The organism is Dactylosporangium vinaceum (assembly GCF_019904175.1).
Lineage (GTDB): Bacteria > Actinomycetota > Actinomycetes > Mycobacteriales > Micromonosporaceae > Dactylosporangium > Dactylosporangium vinaceum.
This window is the reverse complement of the sequence record NZ_CP061913.1, coordinates 7,042,420-7,059,056: the sequence shown is the minus strand read 5'-3', so window position 1 is coordinate 7,059,056 and position 16,637 is coordinate 7,042,420. Positions and strand designations below refer to the sequence as shown.

The following is a 16,637-nucleotide window of genomic DNA, read 5'->3' as shown; positions in this document are numbered from 1 at the left end:
TGTCGACCGGTGCGGCACCCCGCCACTCGGGGTGCCGCACCCCTTCCGCCCCGCCGGCATGGCACTGGAGGCTCCTTGTGATAACGGCCGGATTGAAGTTCACGCAGAGCGGCGGGCTCGCGCTGCTCGACGACGACCGCCTCGTGTTCAACATCGAGATGCAGAAGCTCGACAACAACTCGCGGTACAGCAACTTCGACGACCTGGCGCTGGTGCCGAAGCTGTTAGCCGACTACGGCTACTCGGTGAACGACGTCGACCACTGGGTCGTCGACGGCTGGGACGGCGCCCGCAACGGCCACGTCAAGGTGCAGACCCCGATCGGCGCGGTCGACCTCACCGTTGCGCCGTACCGTGAGACGCCCGCCGTGCCCGACCCGGGCCGCCCGGCCTACCGCGGTGAGCTGCACATCGACGGCGTCACGCGGCCGTACACCAGCTTCGTGCACGTCGCCGGCCACCTCTCGGTCGCCTACGCCACGAGCCCGTTCGCGGCCCGGGCCCAGCCGGCGATCGTCATGGTCTGGGACGGCGGCTGCTTCCCGCGGCTGTACTCGGTCAACGCCCAGGGCCGCATCGAGCCGGGCGGCGAGGCGTTCCCGCTCATCGGCCACACGTACTCGATGGCCTCGCAGCACTGGGGCCCGTACAAGCGCACGAACAAGTCGCAGAACGTCGACGACCTGTCGGTGGCGGGCAAGCTGATGGCGTACATCGCGCTGGGCCGGCCGGACGACGCCGTGAAGGCCGCGTTCACCGAGCGGTTCCACGAGCACTTCGAGGCGCCGACCGAGCGGGTCCGGCGCTACCGCGAGACGATCATCGGCTGCGGCAGCAACGGCGAGCGCTCGCACGGCTACGTGCACGCCTTCCTCACCGACGTCGCCGCCGACGTGGAGCGCCTCGGCGTCAGTGACGACGACGTCCTGGCCACGGTCCACGAGTTCCTCGAGGAGCTGCTGCTGGAGCGGGTCACGGCGAAGATCCGGGCCTGGAAGGGCGACGAGCCGGTCAACTTCTGCTTCGCCGGCGGCTGCGCCCTGAACATCAAGTGGAACAGCGCACTGCGCGGCCACCCGATGATCAAGGCCATGTGGGTCCCGCCGTTCCCCGACGACTCCGGCTCGGCGATCGGCACCGCCTGCGCCCACCTCGGCGTCTACGGCGGCCTGCGCCCGATCGACTGGCACGTCCGGCTCGGCCCGCGCCTGCTGCCCACCCCGCAGCTGCCCGAGGGCTGGACCGCCACCCCGTGCACGCCGCAGGAGCTGGGCCGGCTGCTGCACGAGACGGGTGAGCCGGTCGTCGTCCTCAACGGCCGCGCGGAGCTCGGCCCGCGGGCCCTGGGTGGGCGCAGCATCCTGGCCGCCCCCGTCTCGGCCGGCATGAAGGACCGCCTCAACGAGATCAAGCGCCGGGAGCACTACCGGCCGGTCGCGCCGATCTGCCTGGAGGAGCACGCACCGGCGATCTTCGACCCGGGCACCCCGGACCCGTACATGCTCTTCGAGCACGCGGTGCGCCCGGAGTGGGTACCCCGCATCCCGGCCGTGCTGCACCTGGACGGCACCGCCCGCCTCCAGACGGTGAGCCCCGCCCAGGACCCCGACCTGACCGAGATCCTGCGCGCCTACCACGCGGCCAGCGGCATCCCGGTGCTGTGCAACACGTCCGCCAACTTCAACGGCAGCGGCTTCTTCCCCGACGCGGGCACGGCCATCGGCTGGGACCAGGTCGACCTGGTCTGGGACAGCGGCACGCTCCTGCGCCGCAGCGCCTGAGCATGGCACCGTCCCCACTCGACGCGGCCGCGCTGGAGCACACGGCCGGCCTCGTCGAGGAGCTGCGCGGCATGCTGCGCGAGCCGGGCGCGGACCGCCTCGCGAGCATCGAGGCGGCCGTCGCCCAGGCCCGCACGATCGTGTCAACGCTGAGCATCGCGCTCGTCAGCGCCCGCGACCGCACCATCTGAGCGCATCAGGATGCCGAAGGCGGCGAGGCCGCAGGCGCCGCCGACGCTCAGCAGCGTGCCGCCGTAGCCCGCCACCGCGGTGAGGCCGGCGGCGGCGAGCGGGGCACCGGCCTTGGCGAGGGTGACGGGCGTGTTGAGGGTGCCGGCGATGGTGGCGTAGGCGGCGGTGCCGTACCGGTCGGCGAGCAGTGCGGGGGCGGCCAGCGACGCCACGCCGAACCCGACGCCGAACGCGACGACCCCGGCGACCGCGCCGGCCCGGCCGCCGGCCAGCAGCGGCAGGGCGGCCGCGGCGACGGCCTGGGTGGTGAACACCGCGGCGACCGCCCGAGCCAGTGACAAGCGGCGGGCCGCCCCGGTGAGCAGCAGCCGCCCGGTCACCGACAGCACACCGAGCAGCCCGGCCACGGTGGCGGCGAAGGTGGCCGGATGGCCCCGGCTGACCAGGAACCCGACCAGGTGGACCGCCATCACGCTCATCGCCGCACCGTGCGCGACGAACGCGACGGCCAGCCACCAGAACCGGCCGTCGCGGCGGGCCGCGCGCACCGCCACCGCCCGCTCCGCAACGCGCGCGGGCGGGGAGTGGCCGGGCCGGCGGGTGGCCGGCGCGCGCACGACGGTGGCGTGCAGCGGCACCGCCACGGCCGCGTACACGGCGGCGAGGACGAGCAGTGTGGCCCGCCACCCGAAGCGGTGTTCGAGCAGCCCGGTGAGCGGCATGAAGACGGTCGAGGCGAACCCGGCCACGACGATCATCGCCAGGATCGCCCGCGGCCGCCGGTCGGTGTCGAACCAGGAGACGATGACGGCGGTCGCCGCGTCGTAGAGGGCCATGGCCATCGCGACGCCGAGCGCGGCGAAGACGGCGTAGAGCTGCCAGAGCGCCTCGACCCGCGACCAGGCCACCAGCAGGAGCGCACCGGCGGCCGACCCGGCGGTCATGAGGGCGCGGCCGCCGTGGCGGTCCAGCCACCGCCCGACCGGGATCGCCGCGGCGGCCCAGGCCAGGATCGCGACGGTGAGCGCGCCGGTGACGGCGGCGGGGCCGGTGTGCAGGTCGGCGGCCATCGGGTGGAGCAGGACGGCGAAGGCGTAGTAGAGGCAGCCGTACCCGACGGTCTGCGTGACGGCGAAGGCGGCGACGATCCGCCAACCGTGGAAGACGGACCGGTGGCCGCGGCCCGCCGGAGTCGCGGCCACCGGTGCTGTGCTGTCCACCCGGGCCGGTCAGCCGCAGCAGGCGTCGCCGGCCGGCCGATCGGCGCCCGCGGCGGTGACCGGGCGCAGCGTCAGCGGCGAGGCGAGCAGCCCGCCGCTGATCCCGGTGGCCGCCCCGGGCCCGGCCGGCGCGGCGACCTCCGCCGGGCCGCAGCAGCCGCCGCCGCCGATCGTGGCCTCGTCGAGGGGCACGTCGCTGCTGCACACGCCGGTCTCGGGCAGGTCGAGCCGGACGTCGCGGGCCGCGGCCCAGTCTCCGGCGATGGCGGCGACGACGGAGCGGGCCTGCTCGTAGCCGGTGGCGAGCAGGAAGGTCGGGGCCCGGCCGTAGGACTTGACGCCCACGGCGTAGTAGCCGGCCTCGGGGTGGGTGAGCTCGTCGACGCCGTGGGGCGGGACGGTGCCGCAGGAGTGCTCGTTGGGGTCGATGAGCGGGGCGAGGGCCCGGGTGGCGCCGAGGATCGGATCGAGGTCGAGGCGCAGCTCGCTCGTGATGCCGTGGTCGGGCCGGAACCCGGTCGCGGACACGATCCGGTCGGCGGTGATGTCCCGCGAGCCGTCGGAGACGACGACCCGGCCCCCGGTTTCCGTGAGCGACGCGACGGAGAAGCCGGTGACCAGTTCGATGGTGCCGGCCTCGACGTGCTCGCGCACCCGGGTGCCGATCGCGCCGCGGGCGGGCAGGGCGTCGGCCGCCTCCCCGCCGTAGGTGCGCCCGGCGTCGGTCGAGCGGATCGCCCACACGACCGAGGTGCCCGGCGCCTGGGCGGCGAGCTCGGCCAGGAACAGCAGGGTGTTCGCGGCCGAGTGCCCGGAGCCGACGACGAGGGTTCGGCGGCCCGCGAACCGGTGCCGGTCGGCGCCGAGGACATCGGGGAGCGCGGGCTCGACGAACCCGGCGACGGCCTGCTCGCCGCGGGCCCGGATGCCTGACGCGCCGAGCACGTTGGGCGTCCTCCAGGTGCCCGACGCGTCGATGACCGCCCGCGCGTGGATGTCCTCGCCGCCGTCGAGGCGCACCAGGAACGCGGCGGTCTCGCGGCCGGCGGTGCGCAGCCGGTCGACGCCGAGGCGGGTGACCGCCTGGACGCGGGCGCCGTAGCGGACGTGGGGCTTGAGCGCCGGCAGGTCGGCCAGCGGCTGCGCGTAGTCGCCGGCCAGCTGGGCGCCGGTCGGCAGGGCGTCCGGCTCGGGCTCCACCCAGCCGGCGTCGATGAGCAGGCGGCGGGCGGCGGCGTCGATGTCGTACCGCCACGGCGAGAACAGCCGCACGTGACCCCACTCGCGCACCGCGGCGGCGGGCCGGTCGCCGGCCTCGAGGACGGTGAACGCGATGCCGCGCTCGGTCAGGTGGGCGGCGGCGGCCAGGCCGACCGGGCCGGCGCCGATCACGACGACGGGCAGGTCGTCGCGCTGAGTCGTCATATCCATATCGGAGCTCCACATCGTTTGTCTTGACACATGTCGAATCAGGAACGCGGACTGCGCCCACACCGCGGGTGGCCGCGGGTGGGGTGGTGCTACTGGACGCGCGGGCTCCGGCGCTCGATGAAGACCACGTCGCGCCAGCGGTTGCCCTGGCTGGCGTGGCGGCCGATGCGTTCGCGGACGCCGAGCGTGCGGAACCCGGCCGAGTGGTGCAGGGCGAGACTTGCGGTGTTCTCCGGGAACACGCCGGACTGGATGGTCCAGATGCCGGCCGCCTCGGTCGAGGCGATGAGCGCGTCGAGCAGCGCCCGTCCGACACCCCGGCCCTGCGCGGCGGGGTCGACGTAGACGGAGTGCTCGACGACGCCGGCGTAGACCGCCCGGGCCGAGACGCGCGAGACGGCGACCCAGCCGAGCACGGTGCCGAGGTCGTCGACCGCGACCAGCCGGTGCTGGGCCAGCCGGCCCGCGTCGAACGCCGCCCAGTCGGGGGCGGTGTCCTCGAAGCTGGCGTTGCCGCCGTCCATCCCCGCCTGGTAGATCGCCAGCACGGCGTCGGCGTCACCGGCGGTCATCGCCCGCACGGCGGCCCGGGTCGTGGCGCTCATGCGCAGTCCCCGGCCGGGGCCGGGCGGCCCATGACGACGTCGGCGGCCGACGGGAAGCAGCCGATGCACGCCTGGTTGATCCGGTAGTGCCGGGCCGTGCCGACGGGCTCGACGAGCACGAACCGGACCTCGGTCAGGATCTTCAGGTGCTGCGACACCGTCGACTGCGCCAGCCCCACCGCCGCGACGAGCTCCCCGACGCTCAGCGGCCGGCCCTGCCGGGCCAGATACTCCACGATCTGCACCCGCGAGGGGTCCGCGAGGGCGCGAAACCACGACGCGTAGGTCTCCGCGGTCGCCCGGTCGAGCAGTGCCGACACCGTCCACCATTTTCATCGTCTATCGCCGATCTACGATGAAACGGTATCCGGGCCGGCGGCCGCAGGCAACCCCGGACGCCCCGGCGAGCCGCTCGGCGGGCCGGTCCGGGGGCAGGGGAGGGTCGTCATCCGCAGCAGCCCTGCCCGGCGGCGACCGCGTCGGCCCGGGCGGTGCGGCCGCAGCAGGAGCCGTCGGTGGCCGCCTCGGCGGCGGTGCCGCAGCACGGCGCGGCGGCGGCCGGCTCGGCCCGGGTGTGGGTGGCGGCGGGCGGGTTGCCGCAGCAGCCGCTCGCCCCGCTGGTGCTCGGCGCGCCGGCCGGAGTGGTACCGGTTGTCTCGCTCATGATCCTGGTCCCTCCTGTTATTTTGACGTCTGTCTAATCAACAGTTGCACGCTGATTCGAGATCTGTCAACCTAGAGGCATGTCGAAGCAGGCGCCGGTTCTCACCCTCATCGACCTCAACGCCGGCGAGCCGTGCTGCCCGCCGATGGCCGAGCAGCGCCTGCCCGCGCAGACCGCCGCCGTCCTGGCGCCGGCGTTCAAGGCGCTCGGCGACCCGGTCCGGCTGCAGCTCATGTCGATGATCGCCTCGGCCGAGGGTGGGGAGATCTGCGTGTGCGACCTCACCCCGGCGTTCGACCTGTCCGGCCCGACGATCTCGCACCACCTGCGCGTCCTGCGCGAGGCCGGCCTCGTCGACTCCGACCGGCGGGCGACGTGGGTGTACTACCGCGCCCGGGCCGGCGTCCTGCGCCAGCTCGCCGGCTTGCTCACCGTCGCCGAGCCCGCCCGCGGCTGACCGCGCCGCCACCGCGTCACGCATGCGGTCGCACGGCATCCGCGCAGGATCTCGGCGAGCACCGGCCCGTGCCCGGATTCGCCGGCCCGAGCGCACGTACCGGACCTCGACGCGCCTTGACGCCGTAAGTTAGCTCAGTAATCATTGAGTCAATGAGCACTGAGCTACCTTCCCTGCGGGCGCGGGCCCGGGTGCACGCCGCGCTCGGCGACCCCGCGCGTCTCGCCATCGTCGACACGCTGGTGCTGGGTGACGCCTCGCCGGGGGAGATCGGGCAGGTGCTGGGCCTGCCGACGAACCTCGTCGCGCACCACGTGAAGGTGCTCAACGACGCCGGCCTGGTGACCCGGAGCCGGTCCGAGGGCGATCGGCGCCGCACCTACCTGCGCCTGGTCCCGGAGGTGCTCGCCTCCCTCGCCGGACCGGCGCTCGAGGCGGCCGGGCGGGTGGTGTTCGTGTGCACGCACAACTCCGCGCGCTCCCAGCTGGCCGCGGCGCTGTGGCGGGACCGGGTCGGCGGGCCTGTCGCCTCGGCCGGCACGCATCCGGCCCGCCGGGTGCATCCGCGGGCGGTGAAGGTCGCGCACCGCCACGGCCTCGCCCTCGACCCGGCCGGGACCGCCGGCGTCGCCGACGTCGTGCGCGACGGGGACCTGGTCATCGCGGTCTGCGACAACGCCCACGAGGACCTCGCCGGGCCCGGCGCGCCGGTCCACCCGCGGCTGCACTGGTCGATCCCGGACCCGGCGCGGGTCGACACCGACGCCGCGTTCGAGGCCGCCTACGCCGACCTCGACGGCCGGATCGCCCGCCTCGCCCCCGCGGTCCGCCCCGCCCCGCGCCCCGAGACAGGACCCTCGATCCCGTGAACCCGTCACTGTGGCGGCGCCTGCTCGCCGAGTTCATCGGCACCGCGCTGCTGGTCACCGCCGTCGTCGGCTCCGGCATCATGGCCGGCACCCTCAGCCCGGGCGATGCCGGCGTGCAGCTGCTGCAGAACTCGGTCGCCACCGCGCTCGCCCTCGGCGCCCTCATCCTCACCTTCGGCCCCGTCTCCGGCGCCCACTTCAACCCGGTCGTCTCGGCCGCCGACTGGCTCCTCGGCCGCGCGGCGGGGACCGGCCTGAGCGCCCGGGACCTCGGTGCCTACGTCGTCGCCCAGACCGCCGGGGCGATCGGCGGCTCGATGCTGGCCGGGCTGATGTTCCGGCTGCCCGCCGTGGCCTTCTCCACCAAGGCCCGCACCGGCGGGCACCTGTGGCTCGGCGAGGTCGTCGCCACGGCCGGGCTGCTCCTGCTGATCTTCGCCCTGGCCCGCTCCGGCCGGGCCGCGGTGGCCCCGGCGGCGGTCGGCGCATACATCGGCGCCGCGTACTGGTTCACGTCCTCCACGTCGTTCGCGAACCCGGCGGTGACGGTCGGCCGCGCGTTCACCGACACCTTCGCCGGCATCGCGCCCGCCTCCGTCCCGGGCTTCGTCGCCGCCCAGATCGTGGGCCTCATCGTTGCCACCGGACTCCTGCTCCTCCTGTACCCGTCAGCCGGCACCGCCGCCGATGACGTGACCGTCAGCCGAGCCGAACCGCAGCCAGTCAAGGAGCACCAGCAATGAGCACCAGGCCCACCGTCCTGTTCGTGTGCGTGCACAACGCCGGCCGTTCCCAGATGGCCGCGGGCTGGCTGCGCCACCTGGCCGGCGACACCGTCGAGGTCCGCTCCGCCGGCTCCGAGCCGGCGGACCGGATCAACCCGGTGGCGGTCGAGGCGATGCGCGAGGTCGGCATCGACATCACCGCCAACACCCCGCGCAAGCTCGACTGGGACACCGCCGAGTCCTCCGACGTCCTCATCACCATGGGCTGCGGCGACGTCTGCCCCGTCTTCCCCGGCAAGCGCTACCTCGACTGGTCGCTCGACGACCCCGCCGGCCAGGGCATCGAGGCCGTCCGCCCGATCCGCGACGAGATCAGGCGGCGCGTCGAGCAGCTCATCACCGAGCTCGGCGTCACCACCGCCTGACGCCCGGCCGTCCCCGACGCCGTCGTCACCCGCGCACGCTCTTCGGCCGCAGGTCGGTCCAGACGGTGGCGATGTGGGCGAGGCACTGCTCACGGGTGCCGATGGTGCCCTCGTCGGTCCAGCCCGGCGGGTTCAGCATGTCGGCGGGGAGGACGGAGTACTGCTCCTCGTCGTTGCGCACCACCCGGAACGCGTCGATCATCGTGGTTCTCCCTCCTACGCGACAGGGCTCTTGACCGGCTCGTGCTCCAGGGCGGCGATCAGGGCCGCCTCGACCGCCGCCGCGAACGAGCCGGCCGTCTGGTGGTCCAGGACCGTGCGGATCGGCACGTCGATCTCCAGGGCGACCTTGAGCCGGGCGATGAGCTGGGTGATGAGCAGCGAGTGGCCGCCCAGGTCGAAGAAGTTGTCGTCCAGCCCGACCCGCTCGGCCTGCAGCAGGTCGGCCCAGATCGCGACGATCGCGTGCTCGGCGGCGGTCTGCGGGGCCACGTACGGCGGCCGGGCCGGACCGTCCTCGCCCGGTGCGGGCAGCGCGCGGCGGTCCAGCTTGCCGTTGGCGGTCACCGGGACGGCGTCGAGCAGCATGACGTGGGACGGGACCATGTACGCGGGCAGCAGCTCGGCCGCCTGCTCGCGGACGTAGCGCGGGTCCGGGTACACGCCGGGCTCGGGGACGATGTAGGCGACGATCTGCGCGTCGGCCCGCTCGCCGTGCACGACCGCGACGGCGGTCGCCACCCCGGGCAGGGTGGCCAGGGCGGCCTCGACCTCGCCCAGCTCGATCCGGAAGCCGCGGACCTTCACCTGGTTGTCGATGCGGCCGAGGAACTCGATGGTGCCGCCGGGCCAGTAGCGGGCGCGGTCGCCGGTGCGGTACAGCCGGGCCCCGGAGCGGCCGGAGAGGTGGTCCGGGACGAACTTGCCGGCGGTGAGCGCCGGGTCGCCGTGGTAGCCCAGGGCCAGGCAGTCGCCGCCGATGTAGAGGTCGCCGGGGGCGCCGACCGGGGCCGGGCGCAGCGCCGCGTCGAGGACGTAGTAGTGGGCGTTGGCGATCGGGCGGCCGTACGGGATGCTCGTCCAGGCCGGGTCGACGACGCCGACCGGGAACGAGTTGGACCAGATCGCGGCCTCCGTCGCCCCGCCCAGGGCGACGATCCGGGCGCCCGGGAACGCGGTGCGGACCGCGTCGGGCAGGCTCAGCGGCACCCAGTCGCCGCTGAGGAACACCAGCCGCAGGCTCGTCGCGGCGGGTGGCGGGCGCATCGCGAAGAGCGGCTCGAGCTGCTGCAGCGCGGCCGGGGCGGAGTCCCAGAACGTGATCGGCTCGCTGTCGAGGATGGACAGCAGCCGCTGCGGGTCGCCGATCTCGGCCGCGGTGGCGACCCGGACGCTGCCGCCCGCGGCGAGCACGCCGAAGACGTCGTACACGGACAGGTCGAAGCCGAGCGAGGTGACGAACAGGACCCGGTCGTCCGGGCCGATCGCGTGCGTCTCGTTGACCCACTCGATCAGGTTGACCACCGGGGCGTGGGTGAGCACCACACCCTTCGGCGCGCCGGTCGAGCCGGAGGTGAAGATGACGTACGCCTGGTCGCCGGCCTTCGCGCGGCGCGGCGCGGGCGCGTCCGCGGGCGGCTCGGCGCCGGTCCACAGCACGGTGCGCACGGTCGGCACGTCGGCGGTGACCGCCTCGACGGTGGCGATCGAGTCGCGGTCGGTGAGCACCACGGCGCAGCGCAGCCCGGTGAGCAGGCCGCGGATGCGCTCGACCGGCTGGCCGGCGTCGATCGGGGCGTAGGCGGCGCCGGACTTGAGGACCCCGAGCAGGGCCACGACCGTGTCGACGCTGCGCCCGAGGTGCAGCGCGACGAAGTCGCCGGGCCCGACCCCCTCGGCGGCGAGGCGGCGGGCGAGCCGGTCGGCGGCCGCGTCCAGCTCGGCGTAGGTGAGCCGCTCGGCGCCCTGCAGGACCGCCGTCGCGTCGGGCGTGCGGGCCGCCTGCCGCTCGACGAGCTCGTGGATGCACAGCCCGGCCTCGCGCCGGACACCTGTGGCGTTCCACTGCCGCACCGCGCGGTGCCGTTCGAAGCGCGACAGCGGGCCGATGTCGCGCAGCCGGGCGGTGACCGGGGCGTCGGCGATCGCCGCGAGGAGCTGGCTGACGTGCACGAGCAGCCGCCGCACGCCGGGCTCGTCGAGGACCGCGGCCGGCGCGGTCAGCCGCAGCGCCACCCGTCCGGCGTCCACGTCCGCCGACAGGCACAGGCCGGGCCCGTCCGCCGCACCGCCCACGGACACCAGCGTCTCGAACAGCGGGGTCCCGGCCGGCATCCCGGCGCACGCGGCCAGCTGCTCGCCCGGCAGTCCCGCATGACGGACATTCTCGGTGTACTGCCGGTGCGCGCCGGTGAGGTGCGCGGATACGAGCATGCCCGGCACGGGGCGGACCCGGACCGGGACGGGCTCGGCGGCGTCCCCGGCGACAAGCGCGCCGTGCACCACGTCCTCGGCCCCGGCCGTGGTGGCCAGCACGAGGCCCCACGCGGCGACCACGACGTCGGCCGGGCGCAGCCCGATCCGCCCGGCCGCCGCGGCGAGCCGGGCGGCCTGCGGCGAGTCCCAGGTCAGCGCGGCCGCGACGGCTCCGGCCGGGACCGTCCCGGGCCGGCGGCGCGGCGGCAGCAGCCGGGTCGGCTCGGTGAAGTCCGCGAGCAGATCCCGCCAGTACTGCGAGGCGGTGGTGAGCAAGGTGGGCCCCCTAAGCGTCGGAAAGCTTCGTCAGGGTGGCGGCGACGCCGAGGAGCGGGTCGAGGATGACCGGGCCCCGGCGGTTGACCCGCCGCCAGCGGGTGATCAGGTGCAGCTCGGTGCAGCCGCCGATGACGCCCTCGCAGTCGAACTGCCGGGCCAGCCCCTCGACGCGCGCCACGATGGCCGGCGTGACCGGCTCACGCTTGAGCCGGTACAGCAGGTAGTGGATCTCGTCCTGGACGTCCGGCGGCGGCAGGACGACCCGGTGCGCGACCGCGGGCCAGCGCGGCGAGCGCTCGAAGGTGCGGGCCTGCCGGGTGCCGGTCGTGGCCAGCAGCAGGAACCGGCCCGGCGCGGCCACGGCCAGCTCGTCGAAGACCGCGTCGATGAGCGAGACCAGTCGGGCCCGCTGGCCCGGCTCGACCTCGCCCAGCAGGTGGTGCGCGGTGACGCAGGCCAGGACCACCCGGTCGGCGCCGAGGCGGATCAGCGCGTCGACCCGCTCGGCGATGAGCCGGGACAGCTCCTCGGCGCCGCCGGTGAGGATCGCCTCGGTCCGGTCCGGGATCGACGGGTCGGAGTCCAGCAGGCACCGCGGCAGCGCCTGCTCGGTCGCCGGGCCGGTGCGCTCGATCGCCATCTCGTACATGGTCTGCACGAACGCCGCCGAGGCCAGCGGGCCCATCCCGCCGAGGACGCCGACGGTGGCCGGGGCGCCCCCGCTCACCAGAGGGTGTGCAGGCACGCGAGCAGGCTGCGGGCCTCGACGTTGAGACAGTTGCCGAACTGCAGCAGCGTCATGAGCTGGTGGACGCCGAGCCACATGAAGTTGGGCGGCGGTGTGGTCGGGAACTGCTCCTCGACCTCGATGATCTGGTACCGGTTCAGCGCGTGCAGGAACCGCCCGCCCTCCTCCGACAGCCAGGTGTCGAAGCGGACCTGCCGCTCGGGGGTGTCGAGCACGTAGTCGAGGAACTGCGGCCGGTGCGCGGTCGGCAGCGTCCGGAACGTCTGCGGCGTGCAGTGCACGGTGGGCGCGGCCTCGACGATGTCCAGCGCCCCGGCGGCCGGGCGGGCCTGCAGCAGTACGTGCAGCACACCGTTGATCTGCCGGGTGAGCAGCACCAGGCGGCCGGGTGCGGCCGGGCGCAGCAGCGGCTGCATCCAGGCGCCGACCTCACGGTCCCGGGCCCGCACGTCCACGCCGACGATGCTGAAGTAGCCGCCGGAGACGTGGGCGATCTCGTCGGCCGTGCGGTGCCAGCCGGCCGTGTCCAGCAGCGGGATGCGTCGCTGGTGCAGCTCGAAGCGGGCCTTGTTCTCGGTCAGCCAGCTGATCGCCTCGGTCACCGTGTGCTGCGTCGGGGCCTCGGGGTCGAGCGAGCGCAGCAGCGCCGCGCGGAACGGGTCGAGCCCGCCGGTCGTCGTCTCCGGCCGCTCGAACGGCATGATGGACAGCACCGTGCGGGCGTCCATGTTCACCACGTCGTCCAGCCGCAGCATCCGCTGCACCTGCGCCACTGTCATCCACCGGAAGCCGGGCAGCACCTCGACGTCCTCGTCGGTCTCCACGACGATGTTGCGGTTGCGCTTGTGCAGGAACCAGCCGCCCTGCTCGGACTGCAGCGAGTCGGCGATCACCCGGCCGCTGCGCGGTGCGGTGAAGTACTCCAGGTAGGGGATCGTGCGTCCCTTGTGGACCCGGGTGTAGTTGGAGCGGGTCGCCTGCACCGTGGGGGAGAGCTGCACCAGGTTGCGGTTGCCCGGCTCCATCTTGGCCTGCATCAGGCAGTGCAGGACCCCGTCGAACTCCTTGACCAGGATGCCCAGGATGCCGATCTCGCGCTGCACGATGATCGGCTGGGTCCAGCTCGGCACCCGGAACGGGTTGAGCTGCACCTCCAGGCCCTCGATGGTGAAGAACCGGCCGGTGTGGTGCATCAGGTTGCCGGTGTCCGGGGCGAAGTGCCAGCCGGCCAGCTGATCGAACGGCACGCGCTCGACCGAGTACGCCTGGATCTCGCGCTGCTCGGCCAGCCAGGCCAGGCACTCGTCACTCGTCGTGAACCGGCCGTCGACCGTCGCCGACGTCGTGAAACGCCGGCCGGCGGGCGCGCGGTCGCCGGGCCCGGCCCGGTCCAGCAGTGTCGTCGTTCGGGACACGCGCCACCTCCTCGGTGCGTCGCACTGGGCGGGGCGCTCGTCCGGCCACGCCGGTACAGCACGTTAGGGGCGGTATTGCAAGGGCTCGGGCGGTAGCACAGCGAGACTGGTCGTCTTCGCAATCTTGGCGCCGCCGGCCCGGTGGGCGGCGCTCGCGTTTAAGGAATCCACCAGCACCGGAGGTGTTAGAACCGGACCGGACTGGCTGCGACCCAAGCGAGGGGTGCGATGAGCGTCGATGTTCCGGACGGTACGATCCGCAAGCCCGTCTCGGCCAGCGACAGGTGGTGGCTGGCCCACCCGGCGTCGGTCTCACCGGTGATCCAGGCCGTCGTGGAGGGCACCGGCACCATCACGCCGGCCGCCCTGCGCGACGCCGTGGCCGCCGTCGCGGTCGCCTGCCCCGACACCGCGCTGACCGGCACCCGCCGCCACTGGCTCACCGGCGGCGCGCCGCCGCGCGTGCGGACCGTCAAGGGCGCCGCCGGCGGCCCGGGCACCGTCGCCGCCATCGACGCCCTGCACGAGCCGCTGCCCGCCCCCGACGGCGCGTTCTGCGAGGTCCTGTGGTGCCCGGGTGAGCCCGCCGCGGTGGTCTTCCGGGCCAACCACGCCGTCATGGACTGGCCCGGCATGGCGCTGTGGATCGCCGACGTCTTCCGCGTGCTGCGCGGTGAGGCGCCGCTCGGCGCGGCCGACCCGATCACCGAGGACGACGTCTTCGACCGCTTCGCGGCCCCGGCCGAGAAGCCCCCGGCGCCGAAGATCGACTGGGTGTCGCCGCTCGGGCAGCCCAGCGGCGAGCGCCGCACCGCCTGGGCCCGGCGCACCGTCGACGGCTACCACGCCGGCCTGGTCGCCAAGGTCGCCGGGGCGCTCACGACCGCCTACGGCCTGGACACCGCCCGCTTCGCCGTCGCCTTCGACATGCGCCGCCACGTGCCCGGCGTGCGCACCACCGGCAACCTCTCCCAGGTCGAGCTGTTCGACACCGCGGCCGGCGAGCCGTGGGAGGCCCTGCACGAGCGCATCCTGACCGCGATGGCCGAGGGCCGCGAGGTCAGCGGCCGGATCGACTCCGGGCTGCTGAAGCTGCCCCGGCCGGTGCTGCGCACGCTGATCAAGGTGATGGAGAACGGCGCGGCGGCCAAGCGCCGCTACGCCTCCGCGACGGTCCTGGCCCACCTGGGGCGGATCGAGCCCGCCGACCTGTGCGGGCCCGCGTTCGAGGCCCGGACGCTGTACCCCATCCCACTGCTGACCGCGGCCAGCCCGCCCGACCTCAACCTGGTCGAGTGCGGCGGCCGGACCGAGCTGACGCTGACCTGGCGCGACGGCGAGGGCGCGGCCGAGCGCATGGGCGAGGTCCTCGACGCCGTCGCCGAGGCGCTGTCCCCGGCCGCACTGCGGACCTGGGCCCCCAACGCGACAGCGCGCGAGCTGCCCGCGGCCACCGTCGTCGACCGGTTCCGGGCCCGGGCCGCCGCGACCCCCGACGCCGAGGCAGTGCGCTGGCCGGACGGCCGGCTGACCTACGCCGAGCTCGACGCGCGCTCCGACGCCGTCGCCGCCCGCCTGCGGGACCTGGGCGTGCGGCCCGGCTCGGTCGTCGGGCTGCTCGCCGGGCGCTCACCGCACGCCATCGCCGGCATCTGGGGCGTGCTCAAGGCCGGCGCCGCCTACCTGCCCCTGGATGTCCAGCACCCCGACGGCCGGCTGGCCGGACTGCTCGCCGACGCCGGGGCCCAGGTGTGCCTCGTCGAGCAGGCGTATGCGCAGCGCGCGGCCGTCGGCCCGCAGTACGTGCGCGTCGTGCTCGACGAGGTCGGCACTGGCGATACCAATGCCGGTGTCGTGTCAGTGGCTCCGGCCGACCTGGCCTACGTCATCTACACGTCCGGCTCCACCGGCAAGCCCAAGGGCGTGGAGATCGAGCACGCGGCCCTGGCCAACTACGTCGACTGGACCGCCGAGCGGTTCGGCGTCGGCCCCGGCACCGCCTTCGCGGTCTTCACCAGCCTGGCGTTCGACCTGTCCAACACGGCGCTGTTCACGCCCCTGTGCGTCGGCGGCACGCTGGTGCTGGAGCCCGGCGAGCCGAGCCACGTGACGATGCGCCGGCTGGTGGAGACCTCCGGCGCCGACACCATCTCGCTGACCCCGTCCCACCTCGACCTCATGGGCCGCCTCGACCTGCACCCGGCCGGCGTGCGCACGCTCGTCGTGGTCGGCGAGCAGCTGCGCGGCCCGGTCGCGGCCCGCGCGCAGGAGCAGTTCGGGCCGGACTGCCGCATCCTCAACATGTACGGGCCGACCGAGGCCACCGTCGGGCTCACGCTGCACACGTACGAACCGGCCGACGGCGCCGCACCGGCCGTGTCGATCGGCGTGCCGATGGACAACTGCACCGTGCACCTGCTCGACCAGCAGCGCCGGTTCGTGCCTGCCGGGGAGCCGGGGGAGATGTACCTCGGCGGCGCCCAGCTGGCCCGCGGCTACCGGGGCCGGCGCGACCTGACCCGGGAGCGCTTCGTCCACCTCGCCGACGGGACCCGGGTGTACCGCACCGGCGACCTCGCCCGCGTCGGGCCCGGCGGCGAGCTGGAGTTCATCGGCCGCGCCGACGACCAGGTGAAGGTCAACGGCTACCGGATCGAGCCGGCCGAGATCGCCCAGGTGCTGCAGTCGCACCCGGCCGTGGCCGGCGCCGTCGTCGTCGCCCGGGCCCGCCCCGGCGCGGAGCAGAAGCAGCTGGCCGGCTACGTCGTGCTGGAGGCGGGCGCGGAGCCGGCCGACTGGGACGCGTTCCTCGGCGGTCACCTGCCGCGGTACATGGTCCCGGCCGCGACGCTCGTCGTGGACACGATCCCGCACAACGCCAACGGCAAGGTCGACGTGGCCGCGCTGCCCGACCCGTTCGCCGCCGGCGCCGATACTCCCGGCACCGGTGCCGGCGGAGACCTGGCGCCGGAGCAGGACGAGGTCGTCTCGGCCGTCGCCGGCGTGTGGGCCCGCACGCTCGGCGTCGAGGGCGGGCGCCTCGACCGCAGCGCCGACTTCCACCAGCTCGGCGGCAACTCCGTCCAGCTGCTCACGATGCTCGCGGCGGTCAGCCACGACGTCGTCGGCGCCGGCGCCGAGGCCGCGTTCATGGCGCAGCTCGGCGCCATCATCCGGGAACCGACCCTCGCCCGGGTCAGCGAACTGGCCCGATCCGCCCGGGACGGGCACCAGCTGACGGTCCGGGACGGGCACCAGCTGACGGTCCGGGACGGGCACCAGCCGACGGTCGGGGACGGGCAGCAGTCGCCAGCGGACGGACGGCAGCCGGCCGCCACCGCCGCCGGCTGA

Annotated in this window: 16 protein-coding genes; 7 read left to right on the top strand and 9 right to left on the bottom strand. The window is 74.6% G+C overall.

Annotation, left to right across the window (positions count from 1 at the left end):
- The first annotated feature begins 92 nt into the window (after positions 1-92).
- The gene (locus tag Dvina_RS31495; RefSeq protein ID WP_223092925.1) at positions 93-1,781 is read left to right on the top strand and encodes a carbamoyltransferase N-terminal domain-containing protein; all 1,689 of its coding nucleotides are present in this window, start codon (positions 93-95) and stop codon (positions 1,779-1,781) included.
- Between the two features lie 2 nt (positions 1,782-1,783).
- Positions 1,784-1,972: a hypothetical protein gene (locus Dvina_RS31490; protein WP_223092924.1), complete on the top strand. Its 189-nt coding sequence runs from the start codon at positions 1,784-1,786 to the stop codon at positions 1,970-1,972.
- On the opposite strand, the gene Dvina_RS31485 is transcribed toward Dvina_RS31490, so the two are convergent.
- The 5 genes from Dvina_RS31485 to Dvina_RS31465 all read right to left on the bottom strand — a co-directional run bounded on the left by Dvina_RS31485 (position 1,925) and on the right by Dvina_RS31465 (position 5,893).
- Positions 1,925-3,175 carry an MFS transporter gene (locus Dvina_RS31485; RefSeq protein ID WP_246655438.1) on the bottom strand — a complete coding sequence of 417 codons (1,251 nt, stop codon included), beginning with the start codon at positions 3,173-3,175 and terminating at the stop codon, positions 1,925-1,927. The two genes, Dvina_RS31490 and Dvina_RS31485, sit on opposite strands and share 48 nt — an antisense overlap.
- A 27-nt stretch (positions 3,176-3,202) precedes the next feature.
- Positions 3,203-4,618, bottom strand: coding sequence for an FAD-dependent oxidoreductase (locus Dvina_RS31480; protein WP_223092923.1), 1,416 nt, complete (start codon positions 4,616-4,618; stop codon positions 3,203-3,205).
- A gap of 95 nt (positions 4,619-4,713) precedes the next feature.
- Positions 4,714-5,229: a GNAT family N-acetyltransferase gene (locus Dvina_RS31475; protein WP_246655437.1), complete on the bottom strand. Its 516-nt coding sequence runs from the start codon at positions 5,227-5,229 to the stop codon at positions 4,714-4,716.
- The gene (locus tag Dvina_RS31470; RefSeq protein WP_223092922.1) at positions 5,226-5,549 is read right to left on the bottom strand and encodes an ArsR/SmtB family transcription factor; all 324 of its coding nucleotides are present in this window, start codon (positions 5,547-5,549) and stop codon (positions 5,226-5,228) included. Before Dvina_RS31470 ends, Dvina_RS31475 begins: the two co-directional genes overlap by 4 nt.
- Positions 5,550-5,674: 125 nt before the next feature.
- Positions 5,675-5,893: a hypothetical protein gene (locus Dvina_RS31465; RefSeq protein ID WP_223092921.1), complete on the bottom strand. Its 219-nt coding sequence runs from the start codon at positions 5,891-5,893 to the stop codon at positions 5,675-5,677.
- A gap of 79 nt (positions 5,894-5,972) precedes the next feature.
- Between Dvina_RS31465 and Dvina_RS31460 the strand changes: the two genes are divergently transcribed.
- The 4 genes from Dvina_RS31460 (at position 5,973) to Dvina_RS31445 (ending at position 8,369) form a co-directional block, all read left to right on the top strand.
- Positions 5,973-6,350 carry an ArsR/SmtB family transcription factor gene (locus tag Dvina_RS31460; RefSeq protein WP_223092920.1) on the top strand — a complete coding sequence of 126 codons (378 nt, stop codon included), beginning with the start codon at positions 5,973-5,975 and terminating at the stop codon, positions 6,348-6,350.
- A 152-nt stretch (positions 6,351-6,502) separates the two neighbouring features.
- Positions 6,503-7,219, top strand: a complete 717-nt coding sequence (locus Dvina_RS31455; protein WP_223092919.1) for an arsenate reductase/protein-tyrosine-phosphatase family protein — start codon at positions 6,503-6,505, stop codon at positions 7,217-7,219.
- On the top strand, positions 7,216-7,962 hold the full coding sequence (locus Dvina_RS31450) for an aquaporin (RefSeq protein WP_223092918.1): 747 nt from the start codon (positions 7,216-7,218) through the stop codon (positions 7,960-7,962). The genes Dvina_RS31455 and Dvina_RS31450 overlap by 4 nt, the downstream gene beginning before the upstream one ends.
- Positions 7,959-8,369, top strand: a complete 411-nt coding sequence (locus Dvina_RS31445; protein ID WP_223092917.1) for an arsenate reductase ArsC — start codon at positions 7,959-7,961, stop codon at positions 8,367-8,369. The genes Dvina_RS31450 and Dvina_RS31445 overlap by 4 nt, the downstream gene beginning before the upstream one ends.
- A gap of 25 nt (positions 8,370-8,394) precedes the next feature.
- Here Dvina_RS31445 and Dvina_RS31440 read toward each other — a convergent pair whose 3' ends face one another.
- The 4 genes from Dvina_RS31440 to Dvina_RS31425 are packed head-to-tail and all read right to left on the bottom strand — an operon-like array spanning position 8,395 to position 13,286.
- Positions 8,395-8,571 (bottom strand): MbtH family protein, encoded by a 177-nt coding sequence (locus Dvina_RS31440; protein ID WP_223092916.1) that lies wholly within the window; start codon positions 8,569-8,571, stop codon positions 8,395-8,397.
- A gap of 14 nt (positions 8,572-8,585) precedes the next feature.
- Entirely contained in the window at positions 8,586-11,120 is a 2,535-nt protein-coding gene (locus Dvina_RS31435; RefSeq protein ID WP_223092915.1) for a non-ribosomal peptide synthetase, read from the bottom strand.
- A gap of 10 nt (positions 11,121-11,130) precedes the next feature.
- The gene (locus tag Dvina_RS31430) at positions 11,131-11,868 is read right to left on the bottom strand and encodes an aspartate/glutamate racemase family protein (protein WP_223092914.1); all 738 of its coding nucleotides are present in this window, start codon (positions 11,866-11,868) and stop codon (positions 11,131-11,133) included.
- Entirely contained in the window at positions 11,847-13,286 is a 1,440-nt protein-coding gene (locus Dvina_RS31425; RefSeq protein ID WP_246655436.1) for an NDP-hexose 2,3-dehydratase family protein, read from the bottom strand. Before Dvina_RS31425 ends, Dvina_RS31430 begins: the two co-directional genes overlap by 22 nt.
- Before the next feature lie 228 nt (positions 13,287-13,514).
- On the opposite strand from Dvina_RS31425, the gene Dvina_RS31420 reads away from it, so the two are divergent.
- Positions 13,515-16,637, top strand: coding sequence for a non-ribosomal peptide synthetase (locus Dvina_RS31420; RefSeq protein ID WP_223092913.1), 3,123 nt, complete (start codon positions 13,515-13,517; stop codon positions 16,635-16,637).

What these genes read in the sequence shown, in the direction of transcription:
- Dvina_RS31445 (WP_223092917.1), top strand. Translation starts at nt 7,959, where the DNA reads ATGAGCACCAGGCCCACCGTCCTGTTCGTGTGCGTGCACAACGCCGGC.
- Dvina_RS31440 (WP_223092916.1), bottom strand. Translation starts at nt 8,571, where the DNA reads ATGATCGACGCGTTCCGGGTGGTGCGCAACGACGAGGAGCAGTACTCC.
- Dvina_RS31460 (WP_223092920.1), top strand. Translation starts at nt 5,973, where the DNA reads ATGTCGAAGCAGGCGCCGGTTCTCACCCTCATCGACCTCAACGCCGGC.
- Dvina_RS31465 (WP_223092921.1), bottom strand. Translation starts at nt 5,893, where the DNA reads ATGAGCGAGACAACCGGTACCACTCCGGCCGGCGCGCCGAGCACCAGC.
- Dvina_RS31475 (WP_246655437.1), bottom strand. Translation starts at nt 5,229, where the DNA reads ATGAGCGCCACGACCCGGGCCGCCGTGCGGGCGATGACCGCCGGTGAC.
- Dvina_RS31455 (WP_223092919.1), top strand. Translation starts at nt 6,503, where the DNA reads ATGAGCACTGAGCTACCTTCCCTGCGGGCGCGGGCCCGGGTGCACGCC.
- Dvina_RS31480 (WP_223092923.1), bottom strand. Translation starts at nt 4,618, where the DNA reads ATGACGACTCAGCGCGACGACCTGCCCGTCGTCGTGATCGGCGCCGGC.
- Dvina_RS31420 (WP_223092913.1), top strand. Translation starts at nt 13,515, where the DNA reads ATGAGCGTCGATGTTCCGGACGGTACGATCCGCAAGCCCGTCTCGGCC.
- Dvina_RS31490 (WP_223092924.1), top strand. Translation starts at nt 1,784, where the DNA reads ATGGCACCGTCCCCACTCGACGCGGCCGCGCTGGAGCACACGGCCGGC.